The sequence below is a fragment of the Serratia sp. BIGb0163 genome (assembly GCF_024809935.1).
GTDB classification, from domain to species: Bacteria; Pseudomonadota; Gammaproteobacteria; order Enterobacterales; family Enterobacteriaceae; genus Serratia; species Serratia quinivorans.
On the sequence record NZ_JANUDZ010000007.1, the window covers coordinates 174,286 to 186,522 of the forward strand.

13 protein-coding genes are annotated in these 12,237 nt (G+C 55.7%); 3 read left to right on the forward strand and 10 right to left on the reverse strand.

Annotated features, from left to right (window positions below; translation table 11 throughout):
* From greB to M2406_RS21085, 4 genes are all read right to left on the reverse strand, one after another.
* Entirely contained in the window at positions 1–474 is a 474-nt protein-coding gene (greB, locus tag M2406_RS21070; protein ID WP_115183602.1) for a transcription elongation factor GreB, read from the reverse strand.
* A gap of 85 nt (positions 475–559) precedes the next feature.
* Positions 560–1,423, reverse strand: coding sequence for a fumarylacetoacetate hydrolase family protein (locus tag M2406_RS21075; RefSeq protein ID WP_259191285.1), 864 nt, complete (start codon positions 1,421–1,423; stop codon positions 560–562).
* Positions 1,424–1,492: 69 nt separating this feature from the next.
* A complete protein-coding gene (locus M2406_RS21080) occupies positions 1,493–2,527 on the reverse strand; it encodes a cupin domain-containing protein (RefSeq protein ID WP_112364257.1) in 1,035 nt (344 codons plus the stop codon).
* Complete coding sequence (locus M2406_RS21085) at positions 2,528–4,018, reverse strand: aldehyde dehydrogenase family protein (RefSeq protein ID WP_129939629.1); 1,491 nt, start codon at positions 4,016–4,018, stop codon at positions 2,528–2,530.
* Between the two features lie 113 nt (positions 4,019–4,131).
* On the opposite strand from M2406_RS21085, the gene M2406_RS21090 reads away from it, so the two are divergent.
* The 3 genes from M2406_RS21090 to envZ all read left to right on the forward strand — a co-directional run bounded on the left by M2406_RS21090 (position 4,132) and on the right by envZ (position 7,503).
* Positions 4,132–5,076 (forward strand): LysR family transcriptional regulator, encoded by a 945-nt coding sequence (locus M2406_RS21090; protein ID WP_112364259.1) that lies wholly within the window; start codon positions 4,132–4,134, stop codon positions 5,074–5,076.
* A 331-nt stretch (positions 5,077–5,407) separates the two neighbouring features.
* Positions 5,408–6,127, forward strand: coding sequence for a two-component system response regulator OmpR (gene ompR / locus M2406_RS21095; RefSeq protein WP_004709363.1), 720 nt, complete (start codon positions 5,408–5,410; stop codon positions 6,125–6,127).
* On the forward strand, positions 6,124–7,503 hold the full coding sequence (envZ, locus tag M2406_RS21100; protein WP_012147296.1) for a two-component system sensor histidine kinase EnvZ: 1,380 nt from the start codon (positions 6,124–6,126) through the stop codon (positions 7,501–7,503). Before ompR ends, envZ begins: the two co-directional genes overlap by 4 nt.
* Positions 7,504–7,519: 16 nt before the next feature.
* Here the strand turns inward: envZ and M2406_RS21105 are convergent, their stop codons facing one another.
* The 6 genes from M2406_RS21105 to yrfG all read right to left on the reverse strand — a co-directional run bounded on the left by M2406_RS21105 (position 7,520) and on the right by yrfG (position 12,189).
* Positions 7,520–7,999: a type II toxin-antitoxin system VapC family toxin gene (locus M2406_RS21105; RefSeq protein WP_259191289.1), complete on the reverse strand. Its 480-nt coding sequence runs from the start codon at positions 7,997–7,999 to the stop codon at positions 7,520–7,522.
* Positions 7,996–8,259: a FitA-like ribbon-helix-helix domain-containing protein gene (locus tag M2406_RS21110; RefSeq protein ID WP_012147294.1), complete on the reverse strand. Its 264-nt coding sequence runs from the start codon at positions 8,257–8,259 to the stop codon at positions 7,996–7,998. Before M2406_RS21110 ends, M2406_RS21105 begins: the two co-directional genes overlap by 4 nt.
* A gap of 125 nt (positions 8,260–8,384) precedes the next feature.
* Positions 8,385–10,004: a phosphoenolpyruvate carboxykinase (ATP) gene (pckA, locus tag M2406_RS21115; protein ID WP_112364261.1), complete on the reverse strand. Its 1,620-nt coding sequence runs from the start codon at positions 10,002–10,004 to the stop codon at positions 8,385–8,387.
* A gap of 196 nt (positions 10,005–10,200) precedes the next feature.
* Positions 10,201–11,079: an Hsp33 family molecular chaperone HslO gene (gene hslO / locus M2406_RS21120; protein WP_012147292.1), complete on the reverse strand. Its 879-nt coding sequence runs from the start codon at positions 11,077–11,079 to the stop codon at positions 10,201–10,203.
* A 25-nt stretch (positions 11,080–11,104) separates the two neighbouring features.
* Entirely contained in the window at positions 11,105–11,512 is a 408-nt protein-coding gene (gene hslR, locus M2406_RS21125; protein ID WP_112364262.1) for a ribosome-associated heat shock protein Hsp15, read from the reverse strand.
* Positions 11,512–12,189, reverse strand: a complete 678-nt coding sequence (yrfG, locus tag M2406_RS21130) for a GMP/IMP nucleotidase (protein WP_012147290.1) — start codon at positions 12,187–12,189, stop codon at positions 11,512–11,514. The genes hslR and yrfG overlap by 1 nt, the downstream gene beginning before the upstream one ends.
* Positions 12,190–12,237 lie beyond the last annotated feature (48 nt).

Consider the following 12,237-nt stretch of genomic DNA (forward strand, 5'->3'; position numbering starts at 1 on the left):
CTATTTAACGTACTCGATCTCATTCACATACCACAGCGCATCTCCTGCCGGAGTGTTGACGGTGGCGGCGTCCCCCACTTCTTTTTTCAGCAGGGCGCGGGCCATCGGTGAATCGATGGAGATGTAGTCCCGGCGGCCAAAAATCTCGTCATAGCCGACGATGCGAAAGCGTTTAATCTCACCGTCTTCGTTTTCCACCACCACCCAGGCGCCGAAGAAGACTTTGCCTTCTTGCTGCGGTGAGTGGTCGACGACCTTCAACTGTTCGAGGCATTTGGTCAGGTAACGTACCCGGCGATCGATTTCCCGCAGCCGTTTTTTGTTGTACTGATAGTCGGCATTTTCACTTCTGTCGCCGAGGCTGGCCGCCCAGGTCACTTTTTTAGTGACCTCTGGCCGATCTTCGCGCCAGAGGTAGTCCAGCTCTTGTTTCAGTTTGTCGTACCCTTCACGGGTGATAAGCGGTGTTCTCATGCAACCTGTTACCGTGGCAATAGTGGAACCTATAGCGCGAAGTGTACGACAGATACGGGGCCAGAGGCATCGAAAATAGGGCCAGTCAGGGGACGCTGTCGGCGATCGTGACCGACATCGCACCTATGCGCTCGATACTGACCTCGATGCGGTCGCCAGCCTGTATCGCGGAGACCCCAGACGGCGTACCAGTATAAATCACGTCCCCTGGCCACAGGGTAAACATCGCCGAGGCATAGGCGATCAGGCGTTGTACGTTATAAATCAGGTGGCGGGTGTTGGAGTGCTGTCTGAGTTGGCCGTTGACCCGAATGCTGAGATCCAGGGTGTTCGGATCGCCGATTTCGTCAGGGGTGACAATCCACGGGCCGAGTACCGAAAACCCATCGGCCGATTTACGAAAAGAGGGAAACTCCGAGCCGCGCACTGTCATGTCTATGCCGATACTGTAGCCGAACACCGCCTCCAGCGCCTGATCGACGGGCAAGTTCCGGGCACGTTGACCAATGATCACCGCCAGTTCGACCTCTGGATCGGTTCGTCGGCCGGGGATTGGCAGAGGTATGATTTCGTTCGGCCCGCACAGCGAACTGTTGGCTTTGAGAAACAGGCCGTATTCGCTGATATCGGTATAGACCTTGCCATGGTTGATTTGCTGGTCGGCATTGGCTTCGGCAATATGATCGCGGTAATTAATTGGCGCAGCGACAATTTTTCCGGGATTGGCCACTGGTGCGTTCAGGCTTACCTGCTCCAGCGGGTAGTTTTCCAGCCGTTCCCAGTTCGCACCCAGCTGTGAGGCAATGTCGGGGAAATGGCTAATCATCCAGTCGACAGGCGGTGTGGGCCAGTGGGCGGGGGGGATATCGTGAAACATTGGCGTGATGTCGTACACCCGCTGCTGCCGGATGATCCCTATCCGGTCGTGATTGAAACGGCAGATCTTCATGATATAGGCCCTCTGAAAGCAAAAATGTGATGGTGTTAGCCGCTGAATGGGCCGATTGAGCTGGTGGTATTAGCCCTCAGGCGTGATCTCGTGCCGCCAGATCCCCAGTTTTTCCAGCACCGGGCGATCGGAAAAGCTAAAGCAGACCGTATCGCCGTCAGGTGCTGACAGCTGATAGCTGAGCCACGAAGGCAGCGCAAAAATGTCTTTCGGTTTTAGCCGGAAGTGAATCCCGCCGGTTAACCGGACTTCCAGTTCTCCCTCCATCACCACCAGCACCTGGCTGGCATTGCCACGTTGGTAGAGGCTGGTAAAGCCTCTTGGCAGCAGCGTGATGACGGTGCCGAGGGTGGGAATGGCCCAATCGCCGTTGGCCGGATTGATATAACGCAGGCTGATGGCGCTGGCCGGGTCGATCTCGCTATGGCGCTTTAATTGTTCCAGCGCTTCGCGGGTGCGTTGATACGGATAGTTAAATATCGGCGAGGGCTGGCTCTGCCCCGTTGGGCGGTACTCCAGCGGTATCAGGCCGGTACCGTAACGGGCCAGAGCATCGCCCTCAGGGCGTGGCTCCAACGTTTGGCCTGCGGGCAGGCGATCTTGCCGAAACCCGGCCTTGAGAAAGTGCAGCAGCGGGGCATCCAGGCCATCGAGCCAGAATATCGGTTTATCGGTGTCATTTTGGTGCTGGTGCCAACGCCATGAAGGGGTAATGATAAAATCCCCCGGGTGCAGCGTAGTCTTTTCGCCGTCCACCGTGGTGTTGCCGCCTTCGGCTTCCAGAATAAAGCGCAGCGCGGTGGGGGTGTGGCGATGCAATGGGGCAATTTCACCCGGCAGCACCATTTGCATTCCGGCATACAGCGTGTCGGTGATGCGTGACGAGCCCGGTGGCAGCGACGGATTTTCCATGACCAGCACGCGGCGTTCGGCACGTTCGATGTCGATCTTTGAGCCGATATCCAGCAGCGCGTCTTTGACCTCAGCGTAATGCCATTGATAGGGCGTAGCCTGAGGTTCTGGCTGATTGGGGACCAGGCCATGCAGTGACTCCCATAGCGGGAACAGATGTTTCTTTTGCAGTTGCTGAATATCGATGCTCATTTAGTCATTCCTCTGCGGGTCGGTGACCCCCACATTTTGATAGACGTGTTTGTATTCGATAAAGCTGTCCAGCGAGGCGATACCGTTCAAACGCCCCAGGCCGCTCTGTTTGTATCCACCTTCTTCGAACTCATCGTGAATTTGCGCCCAGTCGTTGATCCACACGCTGCCGGCCTGAATTTCCCGCGCTACCCGGTGCGGGCGGTTGGCATCCATCGACCAAATACTGGCGGCCAACCCGTAGTCGTTATGATTGGCGGAGGCGATCGCTTGCGCTTCGTCGTCAAAGGCCTCCAGCGTGAGCACCGGCCCGAAAACCTCCTGCTGCACAATGTCCATATCGCTGTTGGGCACTTCCAGCAGGGTCGGCCGGTAGAACGCGCCTTTGGCCAGGGGGCCTTCCACTACCGGTCCACCGCGAACCACGGCCTTGGCCCCCTGGGCCAGCGCGGCAGTGACCATGGCATCGACCCGCAGGACGCTTTGTTGGTCGATCAACGGCCCCAACTCAACGCCCGGCTCCAGCGACGGCCCGATTTTTACCGCCTCCAGCAAGGCGGCCATGCGGGCTTTAACCTGCGGATAGATCGCGCGCTGCACCAGTAAACGGCTGCCGGTAACACAGAATTGACCGCTGAAGGTGGTGAGTGAACGCACGATCATCGGCAAGGCGCGATCCAGGTCGGCGTCTTCGAACAGCAGGTGCGGCGTTTTCCCACCTAATTCCAGCGAGATGCGTTTGACCCGCTGCATGGCGTTGGCCGCCAATGTGCGTCCGGTGCGGGTGCTGCCGGTAAAGCTGATGCCCGGGACTGCCGGGCTGCTGACCAGCAACATGGCACCTTCGCTGCCGCTTTCGGTGAACAGGTTCACCACCCCCTGCGGCAGGCTGTCGACTTCGGCCAGAATGCGGGCGAATGCGGCGTTAACCTGAGCGGTCTGAGCCGGAAGTTTGATGACGACGGTATTGCCCGCGGCCAACGCCGGGGCCAGCGATCTGATGGTAAGAATGGCCGGTGAGTTCCACGGAGTGATCACCCCGACCACGCCCAGCGGCTCGTACAGCACCCGGGATAAGGCGCCGGGCTGGATCTCCATGGCACGCCCGTAAGTGGTCAGTGCCAGTGCGGCGGCGTAGCGTAGTTTGCTGGGAATGAACTGAACCTCAAAGCGGGCTTCGCTCAGCGGTTTACCGTTGTCCTGCGCCAGGATCCGGGCCAGGGTTTCTGCATGCTGCTCAAATCGATCGGCCATTTGATTCAGGCAGCGGGCCCGCAGCTGTCGGTCGCGGCTCCATGCCGGCACAAATGCGCGTTGGGCGGCGGCAATCGCCATCGCGGCTTCCTCGGTGCCGCCGTCGGCAAATTCTCCCAGTTCGGAGCCATCCGCCGGGCTGATACTGATGCCTTGTTTGGTCGAATCCTGCCATTGGCCATCGATCCAGTGCAGTGCTTTTGGCCTGGCTGAGTGGGTCTGGTCACCTGTCTGCATAACCGCTCCTGTGATGCATTTTTGTTAATGAAATGAAAATTCTTATGTACTGAGAGAATATCTGCTGCCTACAATCAATCAATCGAATGTGATTTATTGGGCGAATAAGAAAAATGAATTTGAAGAACGTCGATTTGAATTTATTGGTGGTGTTTGACGCTATCTTTCGCCAGCGTAGCGTCGGCCTGGCGGGGCAGATGCTGGGTATCAGCCAGCCGGCAGTGAGCCATGCGCTGGCTCGCCTGCGTCAACTGTTTGACGACCCGATGTTTGTGCGGATTAATAACGAAATGCGCCCGACTGACCGGGCCAGTGAACTGATGCCCTCCGTCGAGCGGGTGCTGTCGATGATCCGCGACGATGTTTTACAACCGGTGGGGTTTGATCCTGCGGCTAACCGCAGAACGCTAACGCTCTGTATGCCGGACATCGGAGAGCAGTATTTTTTACCTCCTCTGATTAACCATCTGGCCCAGGTGGCCCCGGGGATGGCGGTGGTCAGCCATGAGCTGGCTCCGGCGCAATTGGAAGAGGCGCTGGAAAGCGGACGGGTCGATCTGGCTATCGGCTATTTTCCCGACCTGCGTCGCGCCGTTTTTTATCAGCAGCGGTTATTTTACAGTGGATTCTGCTGTGCGGTGCGCCAGGGCCATCCGCAGATTGGCAAAACACTGTCATTGCCGCAGTTCTTGCAGGCTGAACACGTGACCGCTCGTTTGCGTATTCGCAGCCAGGAAATTGCTGAACAGGCGATGAGGGAGCAGGGGATTGTGCGCAACGTCAAACTGCAGACCAGCCACTTTCTGAGCCTGACCCAGATCATTGCCCAAACGGACCTGCTTGCCACGGTGACCTATGAGGCGGCACAGTTACTGCAGGCTGCGGGTAAGGTGCATATTTATCCGGTGCCTTTCCCAATACCTCAGTTCCCGGTGATGCAGTATTGGCATGAGCGCGCTCATCATGACCGTGGCAATCAATGGCTGCGGGGCGAAATACGAGGGTTATTCCAACGCGATGACGACAATAGTGCCGATGAATGTACGGCAGAACATTAGGTGCATTGTCACTGGCGGCTTAGACTGAGGCTACACTCGCCGGAATCAGGGCTAATCAGGTTATAAATACGTTATTAATTTGAGGGCCAGTCCCCAGCAGTCCACGGTGATGATGTCATTCTTCCGGGAGGGCTGAGTGAGCTTTTTACCGCGAAACGAGACAATAATGTGCGGATTAATTAGTCTGCGGAATGAAAGATATTGATAACTCGGTAAAAGAATAAGCTTTGTAACAATTTAGTCTAGAATATATACCAATAATCGCTGTCCGAATTGCCATGGTTTTTTAACAATATTCACGTCAGGCAATAAAGCCTTTGGGAGTACTACAATGCAAGAGAATCATAAGATTCTGGTCGTCGATGATGACATGCGCCTGCGCGCGCTTTTAGAGCGTTATTTAACCGAACAGGGTTTTCAGGTTCGCAGCGTAGCCAACGCTGAGCAAATGGATCGCTTGCTGACACGTGAATCCTTCCACCTGATGGTGCTGGACCTGATGTTGCCGGGCGAAGACGGGCTTTCTATCTGCCGCCGTCTGCGCAGCCAAAGCAACCCTATGCCGATCATTATGGTGACCGCCAAAGGTGAAGAAGTTGACCGTATCGTCGGTCTGGAAATCGGCGCTGACGATTACATCCCAAAACCGTTCAACCCGCGTGAACTGCTGGCCCGTATCCGTGCGGTATTGCGTCGTCAGGCTAATGAACTGCCGGGCGCGCCTTCGCAAGAAGAAGCGGTGATTGCCTTTGGCAAATTCAAACTGAACCTGGGTACCCGCGAAATGTTCCGTGAAGACGAGCCTATGCCGTTGACCAGCGGCGAGTTCGCGGTACTGAAGGCGTTAGTGAGCCATCCGCGTGAACCGCTGTCGCGTGACAAGTTGATGAACCTGGCCCGCGGCCGTGAATACAGCGCCATGGAACGCTCCATCGACGTGCAGATTTCTCGTCTGCGTCGTATGGTTGAGGAAGATCCTGCGCATCCACGTTATATCCAGACCGTTTGGGGTCTTGGCTACGTCTTCGTCCCGGACGGCAGCAAGGCATGAGACGATTACGCTTTTCACCGCGTAGCTCGTTTGCCCGAACCCTGCTATTGATCGTCACCTTGCTGTTCGTCAGCCTGGTGACGACCTATCTGGTGGTGCTGAACTTCGCCATCCTGCCCAGTTTGCAGCAGTTCAACAAGGTATTGGCCTACGAAGTTCGTATGCTGATGACCGATAAGCTGCAGCTGGAGGATGGGACCTTGCTGGAGGTGCCGCCGGCGTTCCGTCGTGAAATCTATCGCGAACTGGGGATTTCTCTCTACACCAACTCGGCGGCGGAGGAGAGCGGTCTGCGCTGGGCGCAGCACTATCAATTCCTCAGCCAGCAAATGGCTCAGCAGCTCGGTGGGCCAACCGATGTCCGGGTAGAAGTGAACAAAAACTCACCGGTGGTGTGGCTGAAGACCTGGCTGCAGCCGGATATCTGGGTGCGCGTTCCGCTGACTGAGATTCACCAGGGCGATTTCTCGCCGCTGTTCCGTTATACCCTGGCAATTATGCTGTTGGCGATAGGCGGTGCCTGGCTGTTTATTCGTATCCAAAACCGCCCGCTGGTGGAGCTGGAGCATGCGGCTCTGCAGGTCGGCAAGGGTATTATTCCGCCGCCGTTGCGTGAGTACGGCGCATCTGAAGTACGTTCGGTAACGCGGGCCTTTAATCAGATGGCATCGGGCGTTAAGCAACTGGCGGATGACCGCACGCTGCTGATGGCCGGCGTCAGCCACGACCTGCGCACACCGCTGACGCGCATCCGTCTGGCAACCGAGATGATGAGTGCCGAAGACGGCTATCTGGCGGAGTCGATCAATAAAGACATTGAAGAGTGCAACGCCATCATTGAGCAGTTTATTGATTATCTGCGCACCGGCCAGGAGATGCAGACCGAGTTAAGCGATCTGAATGGAATTCTGGGTGAAGTGGTTGCGGCCGAGAGTGGCTATGAGCGGGTTATCGAAACTGCCATGGCACCGGGTGAACTGATGATGAATGTGCATCCGCTGTCGATCAAGCGTGCGGCGGCGAATATGGTGGTGAATGCGGCACGTTACGGCAACGGCTGGATCAAAGTCAGTAGTGGCCGTGAGCTGCAGCGCGGCTGGTTCCAGGTGGAAGACGACGGCCCGGGCATTAAACCGGAAGAGTTGAAACATCTGCTGCAGCCGTTTGTCCGTGGCGACAGCGCACGCAGCACCAGCGGAACCGGGCTTGGCCTGGCTATCGTACAGCGTATTATTGATGGTCATCACGGCGCTTTGGATATTGGCACCAGCGAACGCGGCGGGTTGTTGATCAGGGCTTATATTCCGTTGCCGATGGAAAAGAAAGAGTCGGCCAACGGGCATCAGGCAGTGAAAGACAGCGCCAAACTCCCCTGACAGCGAAGCTGCCCTGTCAGGGTTTTCTGCTCATGACGTAATATTCCGCCGCTTCTTCATGCAGACGCCGACCGGTGCTGGCTTGCCAGGGGTCGATTAATTCAATTCCGCAATGGATAAAGTCTTTGGTATTACGCGTGGCCAGGGCAGCACCGTAATGCAGGCAGGTGGCGGCGATTTGGGTGTCTGGGAAACTGACGCCGATGCCTTGGCGGCGGTTGGCACCCATTAACTCCGCATGCTGCAGAGCGCAGCCAGTGTCAAAGGGTAAAACCCTGTCCAGAAACTCTTCCTGCAGCATTACGCCGAGATTGGACTGTAACTCAAACTGCTTTTTGCCATGGGGCATGCAGGTTATGCCAGTATATAGCTCCGCTATCACGACAGCGCTCAGATAGAATTGATACGTATCTTGTTGATCCAGCCACCTTAAAACATGGTAATGAGGTGCCGGGCGCAGTAACTCTGAAATTACATTGGTATCGAGAATAATCATACCTGGTCATCATCGTCATCAAAGGTGACAATGCGCGCTGGTGTTTTATCACGCGGTGGGATTTCCAGTTCAACGCCACCCAACTCGGCAAAGTGTTGATGTATGCGAGTACCTAAACCATAGCGTGGCGTTTTTTTCACTAATGCCTGTTTCAAAATCATACGAGCTTCCTCCTCCATGGAATGGCCATTTTTCGCTGCAGAAACGCGCAGCAACTCTTTTACCTCGTCGTCCAGATTCCTGACGGTTATGGTAGCCATTGAAACCTCCTTTGCTATCAATGATTGCAGTGCTTATTATCCCTTTGTGTTGATTAAATAACAACCGATAAAAATAAAAAAAGGCGTGGGATCCACGCCTTAGATGAAGCTGTAAAAAGAAGGTTTTACAGTTTTGGACCGGCGCTGACCAGCGCGGCACCTGCAGGGGTATCGGTGTATTTGTCAAAGTTGGTGACAAAACGCTCGGCCAGATCCTGTGCCTTCTCTTGCCATTGCTCAATGCTGGCGTAAGTGGCGCGTGGATCCAGGATATCCGGGTTAACGCCCGGCAGTGAGGTTGGCATCGCCAGGTCGAAGATAGGCAGAGTAATGGTTTCTGCCTTATCGATTTCACCGCTGAGGATCGCGTCGATAATGCCGCGGGTATCCTTGATCGAGATACGTTTGCCGGTGCCATTCCAGCCGGTGTTCACCAGATAGGCCTGCGCGCCGGCGGCCTGCATGCGTTTCACCAGCACTTCGGCGTATTGCGTTGGGTGCAGCGACAGGAAGGCTGCGCCGAAGCAGGCGGAGAAGGTTGGGGTCGGCTCGGTCACGCCGCGCTCGGTACCGGCCAACTTGGCGGTAAAGCCAGACAGGAAGTGGTACTGGGTCTGGTTAGCGGTCAGGCGAGATACCGGCGGCAGTACGCCGAAGGCGTCTGCGGTCAGGAAGATCACCTTGGTGGCGTGACCCGCTTTGGAAACCGGCTTCACGATATTCTGGATGTGATAGATCGGATAGGAAACGCGGGTATTCTCGGTTTTCGAACCATCATTGAAATCTATGGTGCCGTCAGCCAGAACGACGACGTTTTCCAGCAGCGCATCGCGTTTGATGGCGTGATAGATATCCGGCTCGGCTTCTTCAGACAGCTTGATGGTTTTGGCGTAGCAGCCGCCTTCGAAGTTAAACACGCCGTCATCATCCCAACCGTGCTCGTCATCGCCAATCAGTTGGCGTTTCGGATCGGTGGACAGGGTGGTTTTGCCGGTGCCGGACAGGCCGAAGAATACCGCCACGTCGCCTTTCTCGCCTACGTTGGCCGAGCAGTGCATTGAGGCGATGCCTTTCAGCGGCAACAGGTAGTTCATGATGGAGAACATACCCTTTTTCATTTCGCCGCCGTACCAGGTGCCGCCAATCAGTTGCATGCGCTCGGTCAGGTTGAAGGCGACAAAGTTTTCCGAGTTCAGGCCCTGTTGCTGCCAGTTCGGGTTAGTGCATTTGGCGCCGTTCATGACCACGAAGTCTGGCTCGAAATCCTGCAGCTCTTCATCCGTCGGACGGATGAACATGTTCTTAACAAAGTGCGCCTGCCAGGCTACCTCGGTAATAAAGCGAACTTTCAGACGGGAGTCGGCGTTGGCGCCGCAGAAGGTATCCATCACAAACAGACGTTTGCCGGAGAGTTGTGTGGTGACCAGCTGTTTCAGGTCTGCCCAGGTTTCCGGGCTGAGGGGTTTGTTGTCGTTTTTACCTTTACCCTGATCGGCCCACCACACGGTGTCGCGGGTGATGTCGTCACGGACAATGTACTTATCTTTCGGGGAACGGCCGGTAAAAATACCGGTGTCGACGGATACAGCACCCAGTTTGGTTACCACCCCACGCTCAAAACCTTCCAGAGATGGGTCTGTTTCTTCCTTGAACAGCAAGTCATAACTCGGGTTGTGAACGATTTCGCCGACGTTATGAATCCCATAAGCGGCCAGATCCTGAGGGGTTATACCTTTAACACGCATGTCACTACTCCTTGGTCACAGAATTTCTGGCGCCAATTGTAGGGATTCAGCAGCGAGTAACCGCGATAGGTATCAAATATTTAACGTTTTAGTCGGTTTTTCGTTACGTTATGAGAGATAGCACACGGAAAAAAGCAAACGTGCAAACGAAGAAAACCGGCAGGCGCAGGGCGCGCCCGCCGATATAAGGTGCTACTTAGTGCAACTGCTCGCTTTCACCGGTGTTACCGGTGTACAGCGCGGCGACGTCCATGGCGTCGAAGACATAGTGATTGCCGCAATAATCGCAGTGCATATCAATATTGCCGTCTTGCTCCAGCATTTGGGCCACTTCTTCCGCCGGCAGCGTGATCAGCGCATCGGCGCAACGCTGGCGTGAACAGGTACAACGGAAGACAACGTCCTGCGGTTCATACAGGGTGACTTCTTCCTGATGATACAGGCGATACAGCACTTCGTTGGCCGGCAGGCCGAACAGCTCTTCGCTTTTCACCGTATTGGTCAGTTGCACCAGATGATCGAAGTCATCGGCGTTACCGTCCTGCGCCGGCAGGACCTGCAGCAGCATGCCACCCGCGGCCGGTTGACCTTCAGACTCACCGGTACGGATGAACAGGCGGGTAGGCAACTGCTCTGACTGACGGAAGTAAGCCTCGAGGCACTCGGCCAGCGTTTCCCCTTCCAGCGCCACTACGCCCTGATAGCGTTCGCCCTCGGTGGGGGCGATGGTGATCACCATGACGCCATTGCCGATCATCTGGTGCAGCGTGCTGTCATCAGCAATTTCGCTCTGTACGCGTGCTACGCCACGCATTTCCTGGCGGTTGTTACCGTTAATCACCGCCAGCTTCAGCGGACCGTCGCCTTGTAACTGCACGGTGATGTCGCCGTCAAACTTCAACGTTGCGGTCAGCAGGCTGGTGGCAACCAGCAGTTCACCCAGCAGTTTTTTGACTGGTGCCGGATAGTCGTGGTTGTTCAGAACCTGCTGATAGGTTTCGCTGACGGTAACCAGCTCACCGCGCACCGCGTAGTTTTCAAACAGGTAACGGTGCAATTGGTCATGGTTAGACATAGTTTTCTCTCATTGCGGTGAGGGGTTATTCCTGCTCACCAAATTTAAATTTAATCAGGTCGCGCCGCTCTTTCTTGTCCGGACGGCGGTCCGGATGCGGCATGGTCAGCGCATTCATTTTGCGCGCGAGCGCCACTTTCTCTCGGTTGACGATGCTGGCCTCGGTTTCCTGATACATTTGCTGCGCCTCGTCGGCGCCGCGCCGTTGGCTGGTCAAAGCCAGCACGATCACCGTGCGTTCTTCATTTCCCTGACGCAGTTTGATCTCGGCGTTAAGCTCGACAATCTTGCTCGGTTTGCCGCGCTGTCCGTTGTAGTGCACCTTGCCGCCGTCGATCATCTCCCGTGCCAGTGCGCGGGTCTTATAGAAACGTGCCGCCCATAGCCACTTGTCCAGCCGGACGGCTTCGTCGCCTGTTGCTTTTCCTTTCATCAATTCCCCCTGGCCAGCGCCGGTATCAACAGGCGGTAATCGCGCATCGATGGGTAATGCTGGAAGGTTTTCTCCGCCATGCTGGAGTCCGGGTTTTGCACGCCCAGGCAGTAGCGAATACCGAAGGTACGGGCGGCATCCAGTATCGGTTCGCCGTCGTCGACAAACAGCGTACGCTGCGGATCAAAACCGGTGTGTTGCTGCACTGCCTGCCACAAACGCTGATCTTCTTTCGGATAACCAAATGTGTGGGTGGAAAGTAATAAATCAAGGTGCCGATCCAAACCGGTATGCTCAATTTTTACCGCCAGGCTGTGCGGATGGGCGTTGGTCAACAAAATCGTCTGGTGGCCCGCCGCACGTAATGCCTGTAAAAACGGCTCGGTATCCTCACGCAGACGAGCACGGTTGCCTACCTCGCTGGTCATGCGGTAAATATCCATATCCAGCCGTTCGCTCCAGTAATCGAAGCAGTACCAGTTCATGGTGTGCTGTACGGCCAGATATTCCTGATGAATAATTTTACGCGCTTCATCGAAGGGAATAGCCCGCTGCTCGCTCAGGGCCTGTGGTACCAGGCTGAGCCAAAAGTGGCTGTCGAACTCCAGATCGAGCAGGGTACCGTCCATATCCAGCAGCACGGTATCAATCTCACTCCAGTCAAACTCGGGAACCATGAAAACTCCATAGGCGAACCTTCGGCGGTCCGCAGGATAAGGGGAATA